The sequence below is a fragment of the Pseudomonas sp. EpS/L25 genome (genome assembly GCF_001512295.1).
In the GTDB taxonomy this organism is placed as follows: domain Bacteria; phylum Pseudomonadota; class Gammaproteobacteria; order Pseudomonadales; family Pseudomonadaceae; genus Chryseomonas.
This window is the reverse complement of the sequence record NZ_LNUP01000011.1, coordinates 366,900-389,629: the sequence shown is the minus strand read 5'-3', so window position 1 is coordinate 389,629 and position 22,730 is coordinate 366,900. Positions and strand designations below refer to the sequence as shown.

Annotated in this window: 23 protein-coding genes; 11 read left to right on the top strand and 12 right to left on the bottom strand. The window is 62.4% G+C overall.

What is annotated here, in order from left to right; translation table 11 throughout:
* The first annotated feature begins 29 nt into the window (after window positions 1-29).
* The 5 genes from AR540_RS25380 (at window position 30) to AR540_RS25365 (ending at window position 6,374) form a co-directional block, all read left to right on the top strand.
* On the top strand, window positions 30-2,393 hold the full coding sequence (locus AR540_RS25380; RefSeq protein WP_153014220.1) for a M23 family metallopeptidase: 2,364 nt from the start codon (window positions 30-32) through the stop codon (window positions 2,391-2,393).
* Complete coding sequence (locus AR540_RS25375) at window positions 2,383-2,997, top strand: hypothetical protein (RefSeq protein WP_153014219.1); 615 nt, start codon at window positions 2,383-2,385, stop codon at window positions 2,995-2,997. The genes AR540_RS25380 and AR540_RS25375 overlap by 11 nt, the downstream gene beginning before the upstream one ends.
* 462 nt (window positions 2,998-3,459) lie before the next feature.
* On the top strand, window positions 3,460-5,772 hold the full coding sequence (locus tag AR540_RS10855; protein WP_059228787.1) for an N-acetylmuramidase domain-containing protein: 2,313 nt from the start codon (window positions 3,460-3,462) through the stop codon (window positions 5,770-5,772).
* Between the two features lies 1 nt (window position 5,773).
* Window positions 5,774-5,872 carry a hypothetical protein gene (locus tag AR540_RS26490; protein ID WP_153014218.1) on the top strand — a complete coding sequence of 33 codons (99 nt, stop codon included), beginning with the start codon at window positions 5,774-5,776 and terminating at the stop codon, window positions 5,870-5,872.
* Window positions 5,853-6,374: a hypothetical protein gene (locus tag AR540_RS25365; RefSeq protein ID WP_153014217.1), complete on the top strand. Its 522-nt coding sequence runs from the start codon at window positions 5,853-5,855 to the stop codon at window positions 6,372-6,374. The genes AR540_RS26490 and AR540_RS25365 overlap by 20 nt, the downstream gene beginning before the upstream one ends.
* A gap of 121 nt (window positions 6,375-6,495) precedes the next feature.
* On the opposite strand, the gene AR540_RS10850 is transcribed toward AR540_RS25365, so the two are convergent.
* Window positions 6,496-7,173 carry a uracil-DNA glycosylase family protein gene (locus AR540_RS10850; protein WP_059228785.1) on the bottom strand — a complete coding sequence of 226 codons (678 nt, stop codon included), beginning with the start codon at window positions 7,171-7,173 and terminating at the stop codon, window positions 6,496-6,498.
* Between the two features lie 139 nt (window positions 7,174-7,312).
* On the opposite strand from AR540_RS10850, the gene AR540_RS10845 reads away from it, so the two are divergent.
* Window positions 7,313-7,690 carry a glutaredoxin family protein gene (locus tag AR540_RS10845; protein WP_059228783.1) on the top strand — a complete coding sequence of 126 codons (378 nt, stop codon included), beginning with the start codon at window positions 7,313-7,315 and terminating at the stop codon, window positions 7,688-7,690.
* 110 nt (window positions 7,691-7,800) lie between these two features.
* On the opposite strand, the gene AR540_RS10840 is transcribed toward AR540_RS10845, so the two are convergent.
* The 11 genes from AR540_RS10840 to AR540_RS10790 all read right to left on the bottom strand — a co-directional run bounded on the left by AR540_RS10840 (window position 7,801) and on the right by AR540_RS10790 (window position 17,296).
* Entirely contained in the window at window positions 7,801-8,349 is a 549-nt protein-coding gene (locus AR540_RS10840; protein ID WP_059228781.1) for a DUF3299 domain-containing protein, read from the bottom strand.
* A gap of 167 nt (window positions 8,350-8,516) precedes the next feature.
* Window positions 8,517-8,765 (bottom strand): GlsB/YeaQ/YmgE family stress response membrane protein, encoded by a 249-nt coding sequence (locus AR540_RS10835; protein WP_007160058.1) that lies wholly within the window; start codon window positions 8,763-8,765, stop codon window positions 8,517-8,519.
* Between the two features lie 128 nt (window positions 8,766-8,893).
* Complete coding sequence (locus AR540_RS10830) at window positions 8,894-9,976, bottom strand: 5-(carboxyamino)imidazole ribonucleotide synthase (protein ID WP_059228779.1); 1,083 nt, start codon at window positions 9,974-9,976, stop codon at window positions 8,894-8,896.
* Window positions 9,973-10,467 carry a 5-(carboxyamino)imidazole ribonucleotide mutase gene (gene purE / locus AR540_RS10825; RefSeq protein ID WP_027598658.1) on the bottom strand — a complete coding sequence of 165 codons (495 nt, stop codon included), beginning with the start codon at window positions 10,465-10,467 and terminating at the stop codon, window positions 9,973-9,975. The genes AR540_RS10830 and purE overlap by 4 nt, the downstream gene beginning before the upstream one ends.
* A 599-nt stretch (window positions 10,468-11,066) precedes the next feature.
* On the bottom strand, window positions 11,067-11,987 hold the full coding sequence (locus AR540_RS10820; protein WP_059228777.1) for a dihydrodipicolinate synthase family protein: 921 nt from the start codon (window positions 11,985-11,987) through the stop codon (window positions 11,067-11,069).
* Window positions 11,984-12,775 (bottom strand): AraC family transcriptional regulator, encoded by a 792-nt coding sequence (locus tag AR540_RS10815; protein WP_059228775.1) that lies wholly within the window; start codon window positions 12,773-12,775, stop codon window positions 11,984-11,986. Before AR540_RS10815 ends, AR540_RS10820 begins: the two co-directional genes overlap by 4 nt.
* Window positions 12,772-14,007 (bottom strand): NAD(P)/FAD-dependent oxidoreductase, encoded by a 1,236-nt coding sequence (locus AR540_RS10810; RefSeq protein ID WP_059228773.1) that lies wholly within the window; start codon window positions 14,005-14,007, stop codon window positions 12,772-12,774. The genes AR540_RS10815 and AR540_RS10810 overlap by 4 nt, the downstream gene beginning before the upstream one ends.
* The gene (locus tag AR540_RS10805; RefSeq protein WP_059228770.1) at window positions 14,004-14,240 is read right to left on the bottom strand and encodes a (2Fe-2S)-binding protein; all 237 of its coding nucleotides are present in this window, start codon (window positions 14,238-14,240) and stop codon (window positions 14,004-14,006) included. The genes AR540_RS10810 and AR540_RS10805 overlap by 4 nt, the downstream gene beginning before the upstream one ends.
* Window positions 14,234-15,349, bottom strand: coding sequence for an NAD(P)/FAD-dependent oxidoreductase (locus AR540_RS10800; RefSeq protein ID WP_059228768.1), 1,116 nt, complete (start codon window positions 15,347-15,349; stop codon window positions 14,234-14,236). Before AR540_RS10800 ends, AR540_RS10805 begins: the two co-directional genes overlap by 7 nt.
* Complete coding sequence (locus AR540_RS10795; RefSeq protein ID WP_059228767.1) at window positions 15,346-16,284, bottom strand: 4-hydroxyproline epimerase; 939 nt, start codon at window positions 16,282-16,284, stop codon at window positions 15,346-15,348. Before AR540_RS10795 ends, AR540_RS10800 begins: the two co-directional genes overlap by 4 nt.
* 106 nt (window positions 16,285-16,390) lie before the next feature.
* Window positions 16,391-17,296 carry a LysR substrate-binding domain-containing protein gene (locus tag AR540_RS10790; protein ID WP_059229725.1) on the bottom strand — a complete coding sequence of 302 codons (906 nt, stop codon included), beginning with the start codon at window positions 17,294-17,296 and terminating at the stop codon, window positions 16,391-16,393.
* Window positions 17,297-17,450: 154 nt separating this feature from the next.
* On the opposite strand from AR540_RS10790, the gene AR540_RS10785 reads away from it, so the two are divergent.
* The 5 genes from AR540_RS10785 (at window position 17,451) to AR540_RS10765 (ending at window position 22,662) form a co-directional block, all read left to right on the top strand.
* On the top strand, window positions 17,451-18,884 hold the full coding sequence (locus AR540_RS10785) for an aspartate ammonia-lyase (protein WP_059228765.1): 1,434 nt from the start codon (window positions 17,451-17,453) through the stop codon (window positions 18,882-18,884).
* A gap of 99 nt (window positions 18,885-18,983) precedes the next feature.
* A complete protein-coding gene (locus AR540_RS10780) occupies window positions 18,984-19,985 on the top strand; it encodes an AraC family transcriptional regulator (RefSeq protein ID WP_059228763.1) in 1,002 nt (333 codons plus the stop codon).
* A 46-nt stretch (window positions 19,986-20,031) separates the two neighbouring features.
* Window positions 20,032-20,391, top strand: a complete 360-nt coding sequence (locus AR540_RS10775) for a cupin domain-containing protein (protein ID WP_059228761.1) — start codon at window positions 20,032-20,034, stop codon at window positions 20,389-20,391.
* Between the two features lie 115 nt (window positions 20,392-20,506).
* On the top strand, window positions 20,507-21,538 hold the full coding sequence (locus AR540_RS10770) for a histone deacetylase family protein (RefSeq protein WP_059228759.1): 1,032 nt from the start codon (window positions 20,507-20,509) through the stop codon (window positions 21,536-21,538).
* A gap of 23 nt (window positions 21,539-21,561) precedes the next feature.
* A complete protein-coding gene (locus AR540_RS10765; RefSeq protein ID WP_059228757.1) occupies window positions 21,562-22,662 on the top strand; it encodes a polyamine ABC transporter substrate-binding protein in 1,101 nt (366 codons plus the stop codon).
* The last annotated feature ends 68 nt before the right edge of the window (window positions 22,663-22,730 follow it).

Here is a 22,730-nt window from a genome sequence, read left to right as displayed (position 1 = left end):
ACGAACACAAAAGGACCTAGGTAAGCACTATGTTGATTAGCCCCCCATTCCTCCCCGCTCCTATAAGCGAGGAAAGCGACGAAGCTTTCGTCAACCGAGCCATGCAAGGCGGAGTGCCTGGAGACGGCGGCTTCCCCTTGAGTTTCGATTTGAACTGGCACGGCGGTATCCATTTGACCGCCCCTCAGGAAGGAACCAAGCGTCTTCCTGTCAGAGCCATAGCTGATGGCACCCTGGTTTATTGCCGCCAACCAACCGATGAAGCTTCTGCCCCAACAGATCACGGGCTGCGCTACCGCGATCAATGGACCGACAACGGTTGTATCGTGCTCAAGCATGAAACGGAGATCGGCGAGGGAGCAGGCGCCTCGGTAGTGTTCTACTCCATTTACCTGCATCTCTCGAAAATTACCCTCGCCACCCCTACCAAAGGGAGCAAGATCTACCGCAAGGATGCACTGGGAGAAGCTGGAAAAATCTATGGCCAGAATCACCGTATTCATTTTGAAATCATTGCCGACCAGAGCCAAATCGCCAATCTAGTAGGGCGTAGCGAGCGCCTGCTCGACCATCAGTCCGGCAATGGCAGAACCGATAGCTGCTGGGGAGACATGTATTTTTTCGTTCCCCCCGAGGTACTTATCTACGAAGCCGCTCCTACTGACCGACTACAAAGCGAAAACAGCGCTCCCATTGCCTATCGCTGCCCCGCTATGCCTACCGGAGTGCCCCCTGTCGTAGAGGGCGGATCTGGGCAAGCGGAGCCCACTCCCCCGGTCCAAGGCTATGAATGGGCCATCGCCCAGCAACTACAGGATGGCATCTTCGTTCGCATGAACTACGAGCGTGGCCAATGCAGCCTGACTTCCTTCCTCATATCAGGAGAAGAAATCGGTACTCATCAGGAAGAGATCGATTACGAGTACGACCTGTACAAAACCGCAACCAAGCTTTATCCACAGCGGCCCAGTGCTGGATACGAGCTGCTTCGCTTCGGACGGGTCTTGGGGCCAGATACTTTGCAACCCACTGATGCCGCCCATTGGCGCCAGATAGCCCTGCCTACTCGCTCAGGAGAGCGGCCAGGAACAGGTTGGGTAAACCTCAATGCGGCCACCATTACGAAGTTCAGCGATGCAGATTTCCCGCACTGGCAAGGCTGGCAACTGATCAACGATGACAGCGATTCAGATAGCCATTGTCAGTCACCGTTCATTCGTAGTTTGTTACGTCTGAATGACGGCAAGGTAGTGTCCGATCAGGTGGATGCAGTGAGCATTGCGCTCTCGCCTGCTTATGCAGCCCTCTCTGAAGAGAAGAGACTTAAGCTTTCTGAGCGCTACGAACGTGAACGCACTCAAAACGAAGCAGCCCTACGAGATGCAACTGCCCAAAAGCAGCTCAAACGCCTAATTTGCAAATTCCCTAGTGAATGGAGCAAAAGTGATTTCGACACTCGCTACGGCTGGCTGAAAAAAGTAGCACCGGGAGGTCCGCTGTCCGAGGAAGACTACAACCGTTTCCGCCTACATCATCAAGAATTGGCATTTTGGGAAGAGGCTGAGTTGGAAGGGATTGCCTCCACGCACTGGCATTTCTCACCAAAAGAGATTATCGGCCATTTTCGAAAATGCGCTTGGTTATCACCCAATGAATTTAAAGGCATCTATCCCAATGTACAACCTGAGAAAACCCAGTCTTACCTAAAACTAATCAACAAAACAATAATTAAATATTTGATAAATGGAACTGTCCGTCGGGCGCATTTTTTTGGACAAGCCGGAGTAGAAACAAATCAACTTCGGTGGATGTCTGAACTTTACAACGGAGATCCATATGACTATTTCCGGCGCTATGCGAATGCCCAGAATTTTGTTGGATGGCTAGGCAACATAAAATGGAATGATGGCGGTGACTTTCGCGGGCGTGGAATGAAGCAACTGACTGGACGAGCCAATTATGCCGATTACTGGGTTTACAGAGGGTGGCTGGCCAAAAGTTCATTCTCGGATCGTTGGTGGCGTAATTCTCAATGGTGGGGTATCGCGAATAATAATATTACCCGCCGCCAATATACTATTTTACCGATACAAGACGCAGCCACAGTTGCAAGACTGGAGTCGGAAATGCTTCCACCGCAAATTACAAATCCAGAAAGGGTTAACTCTGACCCGGCTACGTCTATTGATACAGCAGGATGGTTCTGGGCAAAAAATAGCCTACTTAGGATCGCAGATAGCAACAGTGTAGAAGAGATGACTAGAAAGATCCGTGGCGATGGGTCGAGAGTTGGGATTGAAGTGCCGTGGCCCGCAGCAGCCAACTTTCCACAGAGACAAAAAATGACCACGGATGCCTTAAAACACCTTGGAGACAAAAAAGATGAACAATAGATACTCAACATTTTTCTTATGTCTTTTGAGCGTCTGTGCTTGTGCTAGCGGCAAGGAAGCAAGCCTCAAATGTAAAGAGGCAGATAGTGGCAATGCGAAAGACATTTCACTTTATGCAAATGACATAGAGTTTACCATAAGGAATTCCAAGCGAACATGTGACTCAGATTTTATTTATGAGGAAGTTATTCTTCCGAGTAAAAAATGGATGATTACGTCCTGGCCTACAAGCGAGGAGCTAGGGCTTAATGCTCAGCGCGACCTGTTCATTGCACCTTCCAAAAAATCAGAGGCTACATACATAGGATCCATACCTGTCGATGCAACCCCCATCGGCACAAACACATATCGCAATATTGCTCAGTCAGGCGGATCAATATACGAAACCGTATACCAAATTAGCGAGTCCTCTGTAGAAACCAAAACCCCAAGCATGGAGTTAGTTATTTCGGATTCACTATGTGCCTACAAAAAAGAAAATGATTCCGTATGCCAAACCGTTACGGGAACTTTTGACAAACCACTATGCATCTACACCGATGGCAAAAAAAAGGTCCTGCTGGAGTTATCTAGCTGCTCAGAGTTAATTCAAAATAGCAATTAATACTAAACACAGAGCCCGACAATTCGACAAACAGAACAATATTTTCGGCGTCGGCATCTATGGAAAATACTTCTAACGCGAACGATTGCCGTCAAAGAAGCTTTTTATCCTACCCTCCAACAACCCCGGAAATCTCGCATACCAAGTCTGATTCAACAGAGACGGATGCGGCAGAGGATAGAGTGTCAACGTCTTGCGCTTACCCTCCTCCGTTTCCAAGGTGACTTGGATGTTACTGTCGAAGCAGTCTTCGCACTTCCAGAAGGCTTCCAGGTGGGCGCATTTGTCTATGGGGTGGTCTGCCGAACCAGTGGGATGCTTCATGGCCAAGGGTGATGAGTAGGGTGCCGTGCCAGCGCTCTACAAGCAGGCGGCGCATCAGGGGATGCACGATTTCTCCGTCTGACTACGCCCTTTCAAGGAACCGGCCGTCTCACGGCGGGTTCAGCCAAAGACAGCAGCATGACTACCACTCCCACTGCACAACCACCCAAGGTGGAAAACTGGGCCTACCCCTTCAAGGCCAAGGACGGTCAGGACGACACCGATCCCCGGCTCTACCAGCAGGCTCTGGCCCACGCTCGCGGCGGTACCTACCTGTTGGGCAGTAACGACCTCTGGCACGGCGGCGTGCACTTCGACGAGGGCACCGCCGCCTACTTGGACCAATCCTGCATCCACTGCATCGCCGACGGCGAGGTGGTGGCCTATCGCATCGACGACAAGGTCCATCGCTTCGCGCCCGAGGAGGGCCTGACGCCGGAGAGCAAGACCTACTCCACCAGCTTCGTCCTGGTCCGTCATCGCCTGGAAGCGCCGCGACTGCCCAACAATCCCGAAGTCCCGCCTTCACTGGTGTTCTTCAGTCTTTACATGCACCTGCTCGACTGGGCTGGCTACGAAGCCAACCCCGCCCTGCCACGCCCAGCCTTCTGGGGCAACGATCATTTCCGTGTCAGTACCCAGGGCGGTAAGCTCAATGTCCGCCAGAAGCCCAGCAGCCAAGCCCTCGTCCAGGCTGAGCTGAACAACGGCAGTCAGGTCCGCATCTCGGGTACAGGCGACTGGTGTCAGCTGAGCGAAATACTGGACAAAGGCTTGAGGCCCCTACCGGGGCGGTCGCAAGTCGGTCTCGGCTACGTCGCCCGCCGCTACCTCAAACCGGAAGCGACACCCAAGTCGCAGAACACGGTGGTGGTCCTGGACCAACCCTTCCCCATCAAAGCTGGCGAGCTACTCGGCCATCCGGGCCTTTACGAAGGCCAGCAGCAGATCCACCTGGAAACCTTCAGCTGCGACGACCTCCCCGTCTTCATCGAACGCAGCCGCGCCTGGGCTGCCCACCTGCCGGAAAGCGACAGGACCCTGCTGAAGATCCACGCCGGTGCCAGCAAGCTGATCACCCACAGGCCCGACATCGACGCCAGCCATCCCCCGCGGATCAGCGACCCCGGCGTTCAGGTGGGGGTGGATCTCATCCTTAGTCAGACGCAACTGGATGCTCTGCCTACTGACGACAAGATCGTCGTTCCCGCACGAAACAAAGGCGGCATTTGCACGCCAGAACTGCGCTGGTGGCATTTGAAAGGTCTGCTGGCTGATGACGAAGGAATGCCTATTGATGGGTGGCTTTGTGAGCAGGAGCTAATCACCAGCCGGCACAGTCCATGGGAGTGGGTTGATTATGAGCTAGTTGATGACCCAACTCACCCCAAAGCACGCCTCACTTATCATTTAGAGGCTTTGAATCTTCTAACCCAAGATGAAAGTACCGCCTACAAATCCGAAATCACCGAATGTAGCCAAAGCCCTATAATCTCTAGATTCTACAGCGTAATTGACGAAAACAAAGATAAATTACTGAGCATTCACAAGTTGCAAAAATTCCTTTCGAAACCCTGGCTAGCTCAGAAACTAGAGAAAACCTCAACATTATCTAAAAGCGAATGGGCTTGGGACCCTAGCACCTGGAATTCTTTAGATAAAATCTTAACTCCTGAGGTGGGAAAAGAAAACGAAAAGTGGGCAGATGAAAAGAGGAAAATAGAAACTCTATCTTGGTGGAAACAAACTCACCCAATAGAGCACCTTTCTATGTCTTCAATCTTTTGGCATATCCATCCTCTAGATTTAGAAAATATCTTTTCGAGACAGAGCATTCACCCCATTGTAAATTTCTTTGGAGAGAGAATAGAGCTCAAATTTCTACTAAAATATCAGAGAAAAAAGCTAGAAGACAAAGACATCAGAGAAGCTGCCGCTGAATTGGAGTGTGAGCCTGGATTGGTGTATGCAATTGCAAAACAGGAATCCTCTCACTCTTCCTTCATTGAAATAGATGGAGAAAAAATTCCTTCAATTCTGTACGAGCGTCATCACTTTAGAAAACTGGTTCGCAATGAGGCTCTCGAAAGCACCCATAGTGACATATATGGAAGCCCTTATAGAAGAGCTAAAAAACTAAAAGACGGGTCTTACGTAGACATCAGGACAAAAGAAAAGATACAGTTGGCAGATACCTATGGGCCTTCAGGACGTTTTCAATACGATCGTCTTATCCGCGCATACTGCTTGAACGAAGACGCCGCACTTCAGGCTGCATCCTGGGGTAAATTCCAGATCATGGGATTTAATTATAAGCCAGCGGGCTACAATACCGTTAAAGAGTTCACACAGGCTATGTCCAAGGGCGACAGTGAACACATCAAAGCCTTTTTAAAATTTGCAAAAAGGCAATCTTATTCTTCTGAAAGGACTCAGGACAAAAAACTTTGAGATGATTGCACAAGGACACAATGGAAAAAATTGGAGAGAGATAAATCCGGATTACGCAAAAAATATAGAGAGCTTCTACAATGAATATAAAGCCAATTGAAAAATCGATAGCCATTTTACTTTTATTTATATGCAGCTACTCATTTGCGAAAGAACAACCTGATTATCTTGAAAGCAGCCTCTGCCTGCCAAAAGAAAATATTGCCTTTTCGTTCAAGACGGACCCAAAGGAAAAAATCGCATCTATTTGCATAGGTCCTCAAAGAAGTTATCTCGTATATAGATACGGAACCCAAAACCATATAGAACTAAACTATCCTACCGACCCTAATTCCAGCTCATGGGAAAAATTTTCTTTCAATAGCTATGTGAGAGCAGGAGGAGAACTCAACGACCCTAAGGGAGCGCGCGAAATCTCATTCGACAATAGCGGCACTGATTACTCAGTCTATCAAAACTGGGGATCAGAAAATGACTATGAGATTGGCATCTTGATCATAAACAAGGGTAAGAATTATAAAATATCTGGAATTCCCAAAAGCCAAATAGGATCGCTTTCCCGCTTAGAGAACTCCAGAGACCTACTGGAAACAAGAGAATAGATAAATTTAAATCCGTTAATAGTGAGGATGCACGACAAAAAAAGCGTCAAATAGACAATGACCTTTTTATCCATCACATAATAAATAGTTACCGTCACATAGAACTACTACTGTCGGACCGTTATTCTCGCCCAAGCAATACCTTTACTCTGTTCTCCAACAACCCCGGAAACCTCGTATACCAGGTCTGATTCAACGGCGACGGATGGGGTAGCGGATAGAGCGTCAGCGTCTTGCACGTACCCTCCTCCGTTTCCAGAGTGACCTCGATGCTGCTTTCGAAGCGGTCTTCGCGCTTCCAGAAAGCTTCCAGGCGAGCGCGTTCGGTCTTGGGTTGGTCGATACCGAACCAGAGGAAGGCTTCGCGGCCGAAGGTGATGAGCTGGGTGCCGTGCCAGTGGTCCACCAGCAAGCGGCGCATCAAGGGGTGGAAGGTTTTCTTCACCCGTTCCGACCAGGCTTTGTTGCCCAGGGGTTTGTAGGGCACGGTATTGGCCCAGAAGAACTGCTGGCTCAGGCTGCGGGTGGCGTCGAAGTCGGCCGGGGGCTGGCCGTGCAGGTGCTGGTAGAGGATCTTGCGGGCGATCTGGCCGCCGCTGCCGATGAAGGGTTCGCCGTACTTGACCTCGTCCCGCCCTGGGTCGCGGCCGAAGAAGCCCAGGGGTGCGTCGGGATCGCCCAGGCCGATGATGGGGTCCAGTGGGTCCTTGGCGAAGTGTTCGTAGACCGGAAGATCGATACCCGGAAGATCGGCGGCGAGTTGGCGAAAGGCCTCGCGCTCTGCGGAAGACAGCGGCATGCAACAGGTCCCCATCGAGGAATTAATCCCCCTGTAGAGCCCTGCCTGGCGGGTGACGTTCCGTAACGACTGGCGGAACGGCAGCCTGGAGGCGATAGGGTAAACTGGCTGGCTCGAACGACCTTCAAGGTGAATCCCGTTGATCAATCTGCTACGCAACGGCCTCGGCCAGGTGATCGTCGGCCTGGATCTGGTGACCCGGCCGCGCAAGCTCAAGCGCAGCGAGCAGGCCCAGGCTGCCATCGAGGCGGAGCTGGCGCATCTGTCGCTCTATCAGTTCCAGGCCTGCCCCTTCTGCGTGAAGACGCGCCGGGCGCTGCATCGGCTGAACCTGCCGATCCGCCTCAAGGACATCAAGAAGGACCCGCAGCTGCGCGCCGAGCTGGAACAGGGCGGTGGCCGGGTGAAGGTACCTTGTCTGCGTATCGACGAAGGCAGCCAGAGCGTGTGGATGTACGAGTCAGACGACATCATCGCCTACCTGGAGCAGCGGTACGGCGAGCGGCAACCGGCCTAGGGTTTGCGGTGAGTGGTGGTAGACAAGGCTGCGCCGTTGTCCACGCTACGTGTCTGTCTTGGGTTTGTTGGGCTGCGACGGTTGAGCCGTCCTGGCCCAGCCTACGATCGCTATAGATCGCTTTCCTCGACCTTGCGAACCTTGCTGGCATCCAGGGTATAGGAGGCCTCGGCCAGGTCGTTATCGACCGACTCGGTGTGCAGGGTGCCGATGACCCAGTAGGGCTCGTAGATGTCGGGGAGCGGCACGCCCTTGGGATAGCGCACCAGCACGATCTGGTTCGGCGGTGGCGGCGGGACGTGGATGCAGGCGCCCGGATAGGGCACCAGGAAGAATTCGCGGAAGTTGCCCTTGGCGTCGGTCTCCAGGGGCACGGGGAATCCACCTAGACGGATGGTCTTGCCATTCAGGGCGGCCACGGTGCGGGTGGAGTGCATCACCTCAGGCAGGCGACTGTCTTTCTGTTTGAGTCCACCCGGTGAGCCGAAGCCGCCCGGTGCCTCGGGACTGTCGTGGCTGATCTCGGGCATGGTTTCCAGCGCCCGGCGATCCTCGGCAGTGAGCAGGTCGAGCCAGTTGGTTTCCGGGGGTTCGCCCTGGGCGGCGTGGGTCAGCAGCGGCAGGCTGGCGAGCAGCAGGGTGATGAGCAGTCTGGGCATGGTCGGCAGGTCGGACGCAAAAGCCCGAGTGTGCGGCGCCCCGGTCCAGGGGTCCAGTCTCCAGGCCGCAAAGCAGAGCCTCTTCCATGAAAAAGCCCCTGGGTCGACGGGCGACACCAGGGGCGGAAACGCTGTGCTACTTGGCCTCGCCGAGGCGAAGCGGCGTCTTAGCGACGCTTGGTCACCATGCCGTAGATGAACAGCACGATGATGGCGCCGACCACGGCACCGATGAAACCTGCGCCTTCACCGGCACGGTAGATGCCCAGTGCCTGGCCCAGATAGGTGGCGACCACGGAGCCGACGATGCCCAGGATGATGGTCATGATCCAGCCCATGCTGTCGTCGCCCGGCTTGAGAAAGCGGGCAACCAGGCCGACGATGAGACCGATGATGATGGTTGCGATGATGCCCATGTGAAGAATCCCCTGTTTAAGTGCTGGTAAAACAACGCCGGTCAGCAGGCGTCGTTGTACTCTCCGACCACCGGTGATCCTTCGAGGTTCAGGGGAAAACGGCTTCCGTGTGCGGAAGCCGTCTGGCATCAATCCTGGATCAGGGCTTCCAGGGCGGCGATGCGGGTCTGCAGGGTCGCGGCATCGGCGCTGCGCAGGGTGGCGTGACCGACCTTGCGCCCGGCCTTGAAGGCCTTGCCGTAGTGGTGCAGGTGGCAGTCTTCCAGGGCGGTGACGGCCGCTACCGGCGGGACCGAGCCGATGAAGTTGACCATGGCGCTCTCGCCCACCTTGGCGGTGGAGCCCAGCGGCAGGCCGGCTACGGCGCGCAGGTGGTTCTCGAACTGGCTGCACTCGGCGCCTTCGATGGTCCAGTGCCCGGAGTTGTGTACCCGCGGGGCAATCTCGTTGGCCTTGAGGCCGCCCTCGACCTCGAAGAATTCGAAGGCCAGCACGCCAACGTAGTCGAGCTGTTCCAGCACGCGGCGGGCGTAGTCTTCGGCCAGCGCCTGCAGCGGATGGCCCGAGCTGGCCACCGACAACCGCAGGATGCCGCTCTCGTGGGTATTGTGCACCAGCGGATAGCAGGCCACCTCACCGTCGCGACCGCGTACGCTCACCAGGGAGACTTCACCGGTGAAGGGCACGAAGCCCTCCAGCAGCAACGGCACGCTGCCCAGCTCGGCGAAGGCGCCCGCGACGTCCTCGGGCTGGCGGAGAACCTTCTGGCCCTTGCCGTCGTAGCCGAGGGTGCGGGTCTTGAGCACGGCCGGCAGGCCAATGCGCGCCACGGCGGCGTCCAGGTCGGCCTGGGAGAGCACGTCGGCGAAGGCCGGGGTGGGGATGCCCAGGTCGCGGAACATGGACTTCTCGAACAGGCGGTCGCGAGCGATGCGCAGGGCTTCGGCGGATGGATAGACCGGCACGAATTGCGACAGGAAGGCCACGGTCTCGGCTGGGACGCTTTCGAATTCGAAGGTGACCAGGTCGACCTCGTCGGCCAGTTGGCGCAGGTGGTCCTGGTCACCGTAGTCGGCGCGCAGGTGCTCGCCCAGGGCGGCGGCGCAGGCGTCCGGCGCCGGATCGAGAAAGGCGAAGTTCATGCCCAGCGGCGTGCCGGCCAGGGCGAGCATGCGGCCCAGCTGGCCGCCACCGATGACGCCGATCTTCATGCCTGCTCCCTCGGGTCGGGATTGTCCAGCACGGTGCGGGTCTGCTCTTCGCGGAAGGCGTTCAGCCGCTCGTGGTACTCGGGGTACTTGCCGCCGAGGATGCTGGCGGAGAGCAGCGCCGCATTGATGGCGCCCGCCTTGCCGATGGCCAGGGTGGCGACCGGCACACCGGCAGGCATCTGCACGATGGACAGCAGGGAGTCGACGCCCGAGAGCATGGAGGACTGCACGGGCACGCCCAGCACCGGCAGGTGGGTCTTGGCGGCGCACATCCCCGGCAGGTGGGCGGCGCCACCGGCGCCGGCGATGATCACCTCGATACCGCGGCCGGCCGCCTCTTCGGCGTACTGGAACAGCAGGTCGGGGGTGCGGTGGGCGGAGACCACCTTCACTTCGTGGGGAATGCCCAGCTTGTCCAGCATGTCGGCGGTGTGGCTCAGGGTGGACCAGTCGGACTTGGAGCCCATGATCACGCCTACGAGTGCGCTCATCGTCGTGCCTCTGAAATGAAGAAGCCACGCGGAGGTAGGGCATACGAAAGCGTCGCGAGCGAAGGACGAGCCAGGCGAAAATCGTCGAAAAAGCGCAGTTTACGCCGAGTAAATGAGCATTTTGAGACGATTTTCAACGCCGCTCGGCCGAGCGCAGTAGCTTTCGTGCGTTCTACCACGTGGCTTGGGAAATGAGCGGCATAGTATAGACGAAAGCGGGGCGGAGCGTGCTCCTGCGCCGGGTATCGCCTGTCGGTTGGAGGACAGGCCATGGCGCCCTTGGGATGGGGGCTGGTGTGGGATGAAAGGTACGGGCCAGAGGGTTGGGTGATTCGGGTGGGATCGCCCTAGAGAGCGCCCTCACCCCAGCCCTCTCCCGCAAGCGGGAGAGGGGGTGGATTGGCGTAGCTTGAGAGCTCGGGTGTTCCGGTTCCCTGGGGCGACAAGTCATGCTGAAGCCTTGTGTTTATCGCGGCCATGGGCCGCTCCTACAGGTTCAGACACGACTGTAGGAGCGGTCGCTACGGCGCACCGGCATGGCCGCGATTAAGGCAGAGCGGTCGCAGCGGCGAACCACCATAGCCGCGATAAGCCCAGCCTCAGATCCCCACGTCCGGCAGTTGCGGACGGGTTTCCAGGGCCTTGGCCATCAGCCGTTCGACGAAGGCACGGTCCGCGTCGGGCAGGGCCAGGCGTGGCGGACGGGTCAGGGCGCTGCCGCGGCCGGCGAGTTCTTCGCAGAGCTTGATGCACTGCACCAGGTCCGGGCGGGCGTCCAGGTGCAGCAGCGGCATGAACCACTCGTAGAGCGGCATGGCGTCGGCGAAGCGACCGGCCTTGGCCAGGCGGAAGATGGTTTCGCCTTCGGTGGGGAAGATGTTGGACATGCCCGAGACCCAGCCCTCGGCACCCACGGCGATGCTTTCCAGCACGACGTCGTCGAGCCCGGCGAAGAGTACGAAGCGGTCACCCACCTCGTTGCGCACGTCGATGAAGCGGCGGGTGTCGCCGGAGGAGTCCTTGAAGCAGACGATGTTGTCGACGTCGGCCAGGGAGATGAGGATGTCCGGGGTGACGTCGTTCTTGTAGATGGGCGGGTTGTTGTAGACCATCAGCGGCAAATCGAGGGCGCTGGCCACGCTGCGGAAGTGGGCAGCGGTCTCGTGGGGCTTGGCCGAGTAGACCAGCGCCGGCATGAGCATGATGCCGTCGGCGCCGGCGCGCCCCACCGCCTGGGCGGTGCGGCTGGCATTGAGGCTGGTGAATTCGGCCACGCCGCAGATCACCGGTACGCGACCGCCGGCGGCGTCCTTGGCCACTTCCACCAGGGAGATCTTCTCGTCCAGGGTCAGGGAGGTGTTCTCGCCCACGGTGCCGCACATCACCAGACCGGAGACGCCATCGCGCACCAGGTTGCTGATCACGCCATGGGTCTTTTCCAGGTTGACCGAGAAGTCGTCGTTGAATTGGGTGGTGACGGCGGGAAAGACGCCGCTCCAGTTGACGCGGGGAGTGCTCATGCGGGGGTTTCCTCCAGACGGGAACGGGGCTTGAGAGAGTCGCGGTATTGCCGGGGCGACAGGCCGGTGAGACGGCGGAACTGGCGGCTGAAGGCGCTGTGGTCGGTGTAGCCACAGGCCAGGGCCACTTCGGTGACGGGCAGGTCGCGGGCCAGCAGGCGCGAGGCGGCATCGAGCCGAGCCTTGTGCAGCAGTTGCTGGGGCGTGAGGCGCAGGATGCGTTTGCACTGGCGCTCGAGCTGGGAGACCGACAGGCCCACCCGCTGGCTGAGTTCGCCCACCGACAGCGGCTGGGCGTAGTGCTCACGCAGATAGCGATCGACCTCGGCCACCTTGGCGTGGGCCGGATGATCGGCGGCCGGCGCCTGGAGATCGTGGGAGATGCCGGCCATGCCCATCAGCCGGCCCTGGGCATCGTGCAGCGGCAGCTTGCGGGTCAGGCACCAGCCCGGGGTACGTCCGGCATAGAGGTGCAATTCCAGCTGGTCGTCCAGCGCCAGGCCCTCGCGCAGCACCCGGCGATCCTGCTCGGCGTAGGCGCCGCCCAGGGGCGCGGGAAAGACCTCCTCGGCGGTCTTGCCGAGCAGTTCGGCAACGCTTTCAAAGCCGCAGCGCTGGGCCAGGGTCAGGTTGACCAGCACATAGCGCGTCTCCAGGTCCTTGACGAAGAACACCACGCCGGGGATGGCGTCGAGCAGCGGCGCCACCAGGCTCAGGCTGGCGAGCAGCGCGGGCAGGTCGGCAGGCCGGGCGCGGCTCAGGGCGTCCAGGTGGGCGGCGGCATTCATCTCTCGTCCTCGGTCAGGGCCAGCAGGCTGTCGATACGGGTGGGTTGCAGGGGAAAGCGGGGCGCCGGGGGCGTCCAGCCGAGCAAGACGCGGGTGGCCTGGCCACAGATGCGGCCCTGGCAGGCGCCCATGCCGCAGCGGCTGCGCAGCTTGGCCTGGGTCCAGTCGGCATGGCCGACCAGGGCGCCGAGGGTGACGTCTTCGCAGCGGCAGACCAGGGTATCCGGCTGGGCCAGGCGGGCGATGGCCGGATTCAAGGCGAAGGTGCGGGCCAGTTGCGCGGCGAAGCGGCGCCAGGCACGGGCCTCGGCCTGCACGCTGGCGACGGCATCGAGCTGAACGCTGGCGACCAGGCCGGCGAGGCGGCCGGTGGCCTGGGCCAGCTCGTTGCCGCCGATGCCGGTGCATTCGCCGGCGGCCAGGATGTGCGGCTGGCTGGTGCGCTGGTGGTCGTCCACCGCCACCGCGCCGTCCAGGGTCGCGCAGCCCAGGCTCTGGGCCAGTTCGACATTGGGCACCAGGCCGTAGCCACAGGCCAGGCGGTCGCAGGCCACCTCCCAGTGACGGTCGCCCTGGCGCAGGCGCACGCCTTCGAGACGATCGGTGCCGAGCGCGGCCTCGACCCAGGTGCCGGGGCGATAGACCGGGGTCGCCAGTTGCACGGCCTGGCGCAGTTTGTTGGGCCAGCGCCAGAGCCCCAGGCCGAAATCGAGTACGGCACGACGGTCAGCCTGTTCGGCGACCAGGGCGATGCGTCCGCCGGCCTGTCGTGCGGTGACAGCACTGGCCAGTAGCAGCGGACCGGTGCCGGCGACGACGATGCGCTCATTGGCGACTTCGACGCCGCCTTTGATCAATGCCTGAAGGCCGCCGGCACCGGTCACCCCGGGCAGGGTCCAGCCGGGGAACGGCAGCAGCAGCTCGCGAGCACCGGTGCAGAGGATGAGGGTGTCGAACGTCAGGGTGCGGCTGCCCGTGGCGTCCTCCAGCAGCAGCTGGTGCGACCCCAGGACCGCGGCGACGCGGGTCTGGGTAAGCAGGTCGACGTCTGCCGGCAGGCTGCCGACTTCGGTGACTACCTGGCCCGCCCGGGCGCGCCAGATCTGGCCACCGGGCAAGGGATTGTCATCCAGCAGCACCAGCTTCAGGCCACGGCCACTGGCGGCTCGGGCGGCGGCAAGACCTGCCGGTCCGGCGCCGACGATGAGCAGGTCGCAATGATCGGGCGTCATGGCAGTCGCTCCACCTGCATGCCGTCCTGGCAGGGAGTCTGGCAGGCCAGGCGCCGGACGCCATCGACCTGCACCCGGCATTCCTGGCAGACGCCCATGCCGCAGAAGGGCGCGCGGGCTTCGCCGGTCACCGAGCGGCGTGCCGTCGGGTTATGGCTCTTGGCCAGGGCCGCGGTGAGCAGGCTGCCCGCGCGGATGTCCAGGCGCTCGCCATCGATGAACAGGGTCAGCATGCCTGGCTTCTCGATAGGGTCGCGAAACGCGACGGGGCGAAGGGTTCCACGTGGAACGTGGGCTGCTCGCCGAACAGGCCAGCGACGAGTGCCTCGGCGGTGGCCGGCGCGGTGGTGACGCCCAGGCCTTCGTGACCGACCGCCAGCCACAGACCGGGCTGGTCGGGATGAGCGCCGATCAGCGGCAGACCATCGGGGCTGGCGGCGCGTTGGCCGGTCCAGCCACGGATCAGGCTGGTGTGGGTCAGGCCCGGCAGATAGTCCAGGGCACGGCGCAGCAGCTGGCCGACCACCGCGGGTTCAACGGCCGAATCCGGGCGCTCGAACTGCCGCGAGGAACCGATCAAGAGTTGTCCGGTGGGTCGCGGCTGGACATTGAAGGCCACCGAGGCACCGCTGCTGGCGTGGGCGCTGGCGCCATAGCCGATCTCCACCAGCTGGTGGCGAACCTGCTCGGGATAGCGATCGGTGATCAGCAGATGGCCCTTCTTGGGCACCAGCGGCAGGTCCGGGCAGAGACTGGCGGCCTGCAGGCCGGCGGCGAGTACCACGGCGTCGGCGCTCAGCCAGCGCCCGTCGTCCAGGCGCACGCGCCGGCCTTCGACAGTGCTCACCCGGGCGCGTTGGAATTCGATCAGCGGCGAGCGTTGCAGCAACCAGGCAGCGACTACCGGGGCATAGAGCAGACCGTCGCCCGGCACCTCCAGGCTGCCGGCCAGGGCAGTCAGCGCCGGTTCGGCGGCAGCGGTGGCGGCCGCGTTCAGTGGCCGATTGGCGACGCCCTGGGCGTCCAGGCGCTGGCGCTTCTGTTCGACGAGATCGAGTTCGGCGGCGTCGCCGGCCAGCCAGAGAGTGCCGCAGTTGCGGTAGTCGGCGGCGCTCGGCAACTGGGGCACCAGCTCGCGCCAGAGCGCCAGGGAGCGGGCGCTCAGGGTCAGTTCGGCGGGGTCGTCGTCCATCACCACCAGGTGGCCCATGCCGGCAGCGGAGGCGCCGGGCAGGCCGGCGTCCAGCACCCGCACGCGGCAGCCGCGCGCGGCCAGGGCCGCGGCGCAACTGGCCCCGACGATGCCGCCACCGACGACGAGGACGTCCGCCACGGCCTTCACCCCGGGATACCCCAGGCGAAGGGATCGTCGTCGGCCAGCAGCAGGGTCGCCTCGGCCATGACGTGGGCGCGACCGCGGATCACCGGCAGGATACGGCCCTCGTCGCCCGGCTGGTAATGCGCCTCGAAGCGACTGCCGATGACACTGGCCTGCTGCCAGACGGCGCCAGGCGCGAGGTCGCCGTCGGCGGCGAGACACGCCAGCTTGGCGCTGGTACCGGTGCCACAGGGCGAGCGGTCATAGGCGCGGCCCGGGCAGAGCACATAGCTGCGACTGTCGGCGCCGTCCGGGTCGTCGGCGAAGAGTTCGATGTGATCGATATGGCCGCCCTGCTCGCCGGTGATACCCACGGCCTCCAGGGCGCCCCGCAGGGCCAGACTGAAGGTGAGCAGGCCATCGAGGTTGTCGGCGGCGATGCGCTGGCTGTGATCGGCACAGAGAAAGAACCAGTTGCCACCCCAGGCGATGTCGCCGCTGACCAGGCCATGGCCGGGAATGTCCACCTGCACGCCCTGGCGATAGCGATAGGCCGGGACGTTGCGCACGCTGACGCTGCCGTCGTCATGCAGGGTGGCGGTGACGTCACCCACCGGCGTCTCGATCAGGTGATCGCCAGGGCCGATGCGGCCCAGATGGGCCAGGGAGACCACCAGGCCGATGGTGCCGTGGCCACACATGCCGAGGTAGCCGACCTCGTTGAAGAACACCACGCCAGCGCTGGCCTTGGGCGAGACTGGCGCGCAGAGCAGCGCGCCGACCAGTACCTCGTTGCCGCGTGGTTCGCGCATGCAGGCCCGGCGGAAGGCGTCGTGCTCGCTGGCCAGACGGCTGCGGCGGTCGGCCATGTTGCCGTGGCCGAGATCGGGAAAACCGTCCAGCACCAGGCGGGTGGGTTCGCCGCCGGTATGGGAGTCGATGACGCGGATGCGCTGCATGGCTGACCTCCGTGAGAGAGCTCCCAGTGTCGCGGAGAAACGTGGGAAAAGCTTGCAGGACGTCGGCTAGCGAAATGCCGAAATCAGCATAATCCAATAGCGCCGGTCAGCCGCCGTGGCTCTGGTTCTCAAGATGCCGCCAGACCTGCTGCACCAACCGCTTGCGCAACAGGGCACAGCGATAGAGGCGGATCTCCAGGCCGACCTGCCAGGCCGAATCGCCACAGATGGCCAGCTCACCGCGAGCCAGTTCGGCCGCCACCGACAGCTGTGGCACCCAGGCCACGCCCAGCCCCTGCAGTGCCATGGTCTTGAGGCTGTCGGCCATGGCGGTTTCGTAGAGGGTCACGGCACGCAGCTTGCGCTGGCGCAACAGCAGATTCACCGAGCGACCGAGGAAGGCGCCGGCGCTGTAGGCCAGCAGCGGCACGCTGCCCTCTCCGTCCAGCTGGAACAGCGGACGGCCTTCGCCATCGGTGGCGCAGACCGGCAGCATGGCGGTGTGCGCTAGGTGCAGCGAAGGGAACAGTTCCGGGTCCATCTGCAACGCCGCATCGGGATCGTGGAAGGCCAGCATCAGGTCGCAGGCGCCGTCGCGCAGGGCATGGATGGCGTCGCCGACGTTGGTGGCCACCAGCCGACTGGCCAGCGCCAGCCCCTGGCCGCGCAGACCGGCGATCCACTGCGGGAAGAAGCCCAGGGCCAGGGAGTGGGCGGCGGCGAATTGCAGCACCTCGCCCTGCCCGCCTTCCAGGTGGTGCAAATGGCGTACCGTCTCGCCCAGTTGCTCCACCACGCTGCGCGCCGTGACCAGGAACAGTTGGCCGGCCTCGGTAAGGCTGACCGGGGTGTGGGATCGGTCCACCAGGGTCAGGCCGACGCTTTCCTCCAGCGCGCGGATGCGCCGGCTGAAGGCGGGCTGGGTGACGAAGCGCTTTTCGGCGGCCTGGGAAAAACTGTAGGTGGCCGCCAGGGCGACGAAGTCTTCCAGCCATTTGAATTCGATGTTCATGGCACCCATACGTCGTCGGATCTCACGAGGTCACAACGGAAGTTATGCCGATCCGGCATGAGGCTTGGCGGATCGGCATTGGCCGAGAGCGGCTGGCAGGCCTAGATTCTAGGGCATCGCGGCGCCTGCCGCTCGATCGAAGCCTAACGCTATCATGTCAGACTCTGCATCATCCGTCCGCCTCGAAAAAGATCTCCTCGGTACCCTCGACGTCCCCGCCGATGCCTACTACGGCATCCAGACCCTGCGCGCCGTACAGAACTTCCGCCTCTCCGGCGTACCCCTCGGTCACTACCCCAAGCTGGTGGTGGCCCTGGCCATGGTCAAGCAGGCGGCAGCCGACGCCAACCACCGCCTCGGTCACCTGCCAGCGGCGAAGCACCAGGCGATCAACGAGGCCTGCTCGCGCATCATTCGCGGCGAATTCCACGATCAGTTCGTGGTGGACATGATCCAGGGGGGCGCCGGCACCTCGACCAACATGAACGCCAACGAGGTGATCGCCAACGTGGCCCTGGAGATCCTCGGCCACGCCAAGGGCGACTATCGCCACCTGCACCCGAACAATGACGTGAACATGGCGCAGTCGACCAACGACGCCTACCCCACCGCCATCCGCCTGGGCCTGCTGCTCGGTCACGACGCCCTGCTCGACAGCCTCGACAGCCTGATCACCGCCTTCGCCGCCAAGGGCGTGGAATTCGCCGAGGTGCTGAAGATGGGTCGCACCCAGCTGCAGGACGCGGTACCCATGACCCTCGGTCAGGAATTCCATGCCTTCGCCACCACCCTGGGCGAAGACCTGGCGCGGCTGAAGAGCCTGGCGCCGGAGCTGCTCACCGAGGTCAACCTGGGCGGGACCGCCATCGGCACCGGCATCAATGCCGACCCCGGCTACCAGCTGCTGGCCGTGCAACGCCTGGCGGAGATCAGCGGCCAGCCGCTCAAGCCCGCCGCCGACCTGATCGAGGCCACCTCGGACATGGGCGCCTTCGTGCTGTTCTCCGGCATGCTCAAGCGCACCGCGGTGAAGCTGTCGAAGATCTGCAACGACCTGCGCCTGCTCTCCAGCGGCCCGCGCACCGGCATCAACGAGATCAACCTGCCGCCGCGCCAGCCGGGCAGCTCCATCATGCCGGGCAAGGTCAATCCGGTGATCCCCGAGGCGGTCAACCAGGTGGCCTTCGAGATCATCGGCAACGACTTGGCCCTGACCCTGGCGGCCGAGGGTGGCCAGCTGCAACTCAACGTCATGGAGCCTTTGATCGCCTACAAGATCTTCGACTCCATCCGCCTGCTGCAGCGCGCCATGGACATGCTGCGCGAGCATTGCATCAGCGGCATCACCGCCAACGTCGAGCACTGCCGCCGCCAGGTGGAACACTCCATCGGCCTGGTCACCGCGCTCAACCCCTACCTGGGCTACGAGACCTCCACCCGCATCGCCAAGACGGCGCTGGAAACAGGACGCGGCGTGCTGGAGCTGGTGCGCGAGGAAAATCTGCTGGACGAGGCGACCCTGGACGACATCCTGCGCCCGGAAAACATGATCGCGCCGCGGTTGGTGCCCTTGAAGGCCAAGGTCTGAGCCCCTTACACCAGACCTGAGCGGTAACCGGCGGCAACGCCCCGCGGGCGCGGTATCCTTCTTGCTTGGAAGGCTGCCACCGCCCCGGGGAATTTGCCCATGCGTCAGTCCGGCCTGATCAACCTCAACCTGGTGTCCCTGGTGCTCCAGCAACTGGGGGCCGACACCTCCGCCCGGGCGGCGCCCCTGCTGGCCGGCAGCGGCCTGCAACTGGCCGACCTCGAACAGCCCCATCGGCTCATCACCCTGGCCCAGGAACAGCGGGTCATCGCCAACGCCCTACCGGTCGCACCGCCCGAACTGGGGCTGCTGCTGGGCTGGCGGCTACGGGTCTCCGGCTACGGCCTGCTCGGCTATGCCCTGCTCAGCGCCCCGACCCTGGGCGCGGCGCTGCAGGCGGCGCTGGCCCACCAGGGCCTGCTGGGTGCCTATTTCACCCTGCGTCTGCAGCGTCACGGCGAGCTGGCCTGGCTCAGGGCCGACGATCATCCCTTCGCGCCGGAGCTGGAGCGCTGCAACGCCGAGTGCTGCCTGGCCTCGCTCCTGGCGATCTGCTGTGACCTTCTGGGTACGCCCCTGCCGCTGACCCAGGTGGTCCTCCGCCATCCAGTACCAGCCCATCGCGCTCGCTATGCCGACTGCTTCGGCGCCACGCCCCTGGCCTTCGAGGCTCCCTTCAACGGCCTGGCCTTTCCCGCCGCCTGGCTGGAGCGGCCGCTGCCCCTGGCGGACGCCGTGACCCACCGCGATGCCCTCCAGCAGTGCGAGCGCCTGGCCCCGGAGCAGGATCGCCAGCGCGCCCTGCTCGCCCGCACCCGCACCCTGCTCAGCGCCGAACTGGCCGCGCCACCTTCCTTCGAAGCCCTGGCGCGCCGGCTCGGCATGGCCCCGCGCAGCCTGCGCCGGCACCTGCAGGCCGCCGGCAGCGGCTACCAGCTCTTGCTCGACGAGCTGCGTTTCGAGCGGGCGCGCGACCTGCTGGCCCAGGAGCGGCTGCCCATCTACCGCATCGCCGAGGTCATGGGCTTCAGCGAAACCGCCAGTTTCCGCCATGCCTTTCGCCGCTGGAGCGGGCAATCGCCGCGGGGTTATCGACTCTAGCGGCCGGCGTATGCTGAGCGCTTCCCATACCCAAGGAGGATCTTCCATGCCCTCGCTGAAGCTGCTCGAAGCACGCGGCCAACCCACCGACCAATACCACCTGCCGGCGGAAAAGCGCCTGGAGGGCGATCCGTTGCAGAGCCTCTGGCTCGAGTACGAGGATGGCAGCGGCGTCTTCGCCGTCGGCCACTGGCACAGCGAGGTGGGTAAATGGCGGGTGAACTACACCGAGGAAGAGTACTGCCAGATCCTCGAAGGTCTGAGTCTGGTCACCGATGACCAGGGCCACGCCACCCGCCTCGGTCCCGGCAGCAGCTTCGTCGTACCGCGCGGCTTCCAGGGCACCTGGGAGGTGCTGGAGCCTACCCTGAAGCGCTTCGTGGTCTACGAAGCCAGGGGCGGCTGAGGACCGGCGTTCCACCGGATCTGGCCGGATCCATCCCCTTTTGGCCGCTGCGCCTCTCGTCCAGGGGCACCGGGCTGGCAAGAATCGACCGGGAAGCCCGCTGCCCGGAGTCGCCATGCGCATTCACCACAGTCCCGATCACGCCCTGCACCACGGTCGCTGCGAATTGATCGATGGCCAGTTGCAGCCCTGTTTCGAAAAACCTCAGCGCGTCGAATTCATCCTCGCCGAGTGCTACCGGCGGCAGCTCGGCGAGCTGGTGGCGCCCCAGGACTTCGGCCGGGCACCGCTGGCGCGCATCCATACCGACGCCTATCTCGACTTCCTCGCCGGCGCCTGGGACGAATGGGCCGCCCGCGGCGAGACCGTGGATCTGCTGCCCTATACCTGGCCGGCGCGTACCCTGCGCCAGGTGCTGCCACCCACCAGCCTGCACGGACGCCTGGGCTACTACAGCTTCGACGGCGGCGCGCCCATCACCGCCGGGACCTGGCAGGCCGCCTACAGCGCCGCCCAGGTGGCACTGAGCGCCGCGGCCGAGATCGCCAGCGGCGCGCGCAGCGCCTTCGCCCTGTGCCGGCCACCGGGCCACCACGCCGCAGCCGATGTCATGGGTGGCTACTGCTATCTGAACAACGCTGCCATCGCCGCCCAGGCCGCCCTCGACGGTGGCGCCCGGCGGGTGGCCATCCTCGACGTGGACTACCACCACGGCAACGGCACCCAGGACATCTTCTATGCACGCGACGATGTGCTGTTCCTCTCGCTGCACGGCGATCCGGGTTTCGAATTCCCCTTCTTCCTCGGCTATGCCGACGAGACCGGCAGCGGCGCGGGCCAGGGCTTCAACCTCAATCTGCCGCTGCCCGCCGGTAGCGCCTGGGACAGCTGGAGCGCCGCCCTGGAGCTGGCGCTGGCGCGGTTGCCGGCCTACGGCCCCGATCTGCTGCTGGTCTCCCTGGGGGTGGATACCTTCAAGGCCGACCCGATTTCCCGGTTCAAGCTGGAGAGCGACGACTACCTGCGCCTGGGCGAACGCCTGGCGCGGCTCGGCCTGCCGACGCTGTTCGTCATGGAAGGCGGTTACGCCGTGGCGGAGATCGGCATCAACACGGTGAACGTCCTGGCCGCCTTCGACGGCGCCTGATCCCTATCGCGAGGAATCCGACCATGCACAGCCTCCTGCGTCCGCTCGCCGCCCTGCTCGGTGGCACCCTGCTCGCCACCGCCGTCCAGGCCGCCGACCCCGGTGAACTGCGGGTCTACAACTGGGCCGACTACATCCTGCCCGAGACGCCCAAGGACTTCGCCCAGCAGACCGGCATCCGCGTCACCTGGGACACCTTCGACAGCAACGAGTCGCTGGAGGCCAAGCTGCTCACCGGCCACTCCGGCTACGACCTGGTGATCCCCTCCAACCAGTTCCTGGAAACCCAGATCAAGGCCGGGGTCTTCCAGAAGCTGGACAGGAGCAAGCTGCCCAAGTGGCAGAATCTCGATCCCGGGTTGCTCAAGCTGCTGGAGGTCAACGACCCGGGCAACCAGTACGGCGTGCCCTACATGTACGGCACCATCCTCATCGGCTTCAACCCGGCCAAGGTCAAGGCGGCACTGGGCGCGGATGCGCCGGTGGACAGCTGGGACCTGGTGTTCAAGCCGGAGAACATGGCCAAGCTCAAGAGCTGCGGGGTAGCCATGCTCGACTCGCCCTCGGACATCCTGCCGGTGGTGTTGCACTACCTGGGCCTGGACCCCAACAGCACAAATGCGAAGGACTACGAAAAGGCCACGGCGCTGATGCTGAAGATCCGCCCCTACCTGGCCTACTTCAATTCCACCAAGTACATGACCGACATCGCCAACGGCGACATCTGCGTGGCGGTGGGCTATTCGGGCAGCTTCTACCAGTTCGGCAACCGCGCCAAGGAAGCTGGCAACGGCGTGGCGGTGGACTGGCGCCTGCCGCGCGAGGGCGCGCCCATCTGGTTCGACACCTGGGCCATTCCGGCCAGCGCCAAGAACGTCGACCAGGCCCACGCCTTCCTCAACTACCTGCTCGAACCCAAGGTGATCGCCGGGATCAGCGACTACCTCGGCTATCCCAACGCCAACAAGCCCGGCATGCCACTGGTGACCGCCGCCATCCGCGACAATCCCGACCTGGTACCCACCGCCGAGATGCGCAAGAACCTCTATGTGGTGCAGCCGCTGCCGCAGCCCATCGAGCGGGTACGCACCCGGGCCTGGAGCCGGATCAAGGCCGGCGGTTGAATGCCAGGAGGTCCATAACGGACCGAATGGTAGCCATTGGCTACCATTCGGCGCCTGCGCGGCTCCAT

Excerpts from the sequence above, each read along its gene's own strand:
- AR540_RS25380 (WP_153014220.1), top strand. The coding sequence starts at position 30 with ATGTTGATTAGCCCCCCATTCCTCCCCGCTCCTATAAGCGAGGAAAGC.
- AR540_RS25375 (WP_153014219.1), top strand. The coding sequence starts at position 2,383 with ATGAACAATAGATACTCAACATTTTTCTTATGTCTTTTGAGCGTCTGT.
- AR540_RS10855 (WP_059228787.1), top strand. The coding sequence starts at position 3,460 with ATGACTACCACTCCCACTGCACAACCACCCAAGGTGGAAAACTGGGCC.
- AR540_RS26490 (WP_153014218.1), top strand. The coding sequence starts at position 5,774 with ATGATTGCACAAGGACACAATGGAAAAAATTGGAGAGAGATAAATCCG.
- AR540_RS25365 (WP_153014217.1), top strand. The coding sequence starts at position 5,853 with ATGAATATAAAGCCAATTGAAAAATCGATAGCCATTTTACTTTTATTT.
- AR540_RS10850 (WP_059228785.1), bottom strand. The coding sequence starts at position 7,173 with ATGCCGCTGTCTTCCGCAGAGCGCGAGGCCTTTCGCCAACTCGCCGCC.
- AR540_RS10840 (WP_059228781.1), bottom strand. The coding sequence starts at position 8,349 with ATGCCCAGACTGCTCATCACCCTGCTGCTCGCCAGCCTGCCGCTGCTG.
- AR540_RS10835 (WP_007160058.1), bottom strand. The coding sequence starts at position 8,765 with ATGGGCATCATCGCAACCATCATCATCGGTCTCATCGTCGGCCTGGTT.
- AR540_RS10830 (WP_059228779.1), bottom strand. The coding sequence starts at position 9,976 with ATGAAGATCGGCGTCATCGGTGGCGGCCAGCTGGGCCGCATGCTCGCC.
- purE (WP_027598658.1), bottom strand. The coding sequence starts at position 10,467 with ATGAGCGCACTCGTAGGCGTGATCATGGGCTCCAAGTCCGACTGGTCC.
- AR540_RS10820 (WP_059228777.1), bottom strand. The coding sequence starts at position 11,987 with ATGAGCACTCCCCGCGTCAACTGGAGCGGCGTCTTTCCCGCCGTCACC.
- AR540_RS10815 (WP_059228775.1), bottom strand. The coding sequence starts at position 12,775 with ATGAATGCCGCCGCCCACCTGGACGCCCTGAGCCGCGCCCGGCCTGCC.
- AR540_RS10810 (WP_059228773.1), bottom strand. The coding sequence starts at position 14,007 with ATGACGCCCGATCATTGCGACCTGCTCATCGTCGGCGCCGGACCGGCA.
- AR540_RS10805 (WP_059228770.1), bottom strand. The coding sequence starts at position 14,240 with ATGCTGACCCTGTTCATCGATGGCGAGCGCCTGGACATCCGCGCGGGC.
- AR540_RS10795 (WP_059228767.1), bottom strand. The coding sequence starts at position 16,284 with ATGCAGCGCATCCGCGTCATCGACTCCCATACCGGCGGCGAACCCACC.
- AR540_RS10790 (WP_059229725.1), bottom strand. The coding sequence starts at position 17,296 with ATGAACATCGAATTCAAATGGCTGGAAGACTTCGTCGCCCTGGCGGCC.
- AR540_RS10785 (WP_059228765.1), top strand. The coding sequence starts at position 17,451 with ATGTCAGACTCTGCATCATCCGTCCGCCTCGAAAAAGATCTCCTCGGT.
- AR540_RS10780 (WP_059228763.1), top strand. The coding sequence starts at position 18,984 with ATGCGTCAGTCCGGCCTGATCAACCTCAACCTGGTGTCCCTGGTGCTC.
- AR540_RS10775 (WP_059228761.1), top strand. The coding sequence starts at position 20,032 with ATGCCCTCGCTGAAGCTGCTCGAAGCACGCGGCCAACCCACCGACCAA.
- AR540_RS10770 (WP_059228759.1), top strand. The coding sequence starts at position 20,507 with ATGCGCATTCACCACAGTCCCGATCACGCCCTGCACCACGGTCGCTGC.
- AR540_RS10765 (WP_059228757.1), top strand. The coding sequence starts at position 21,562 with ATGCACAGCCTCCTGCGTCCGCTCGCCGCCCTGCTCGGTGGCACCCTG.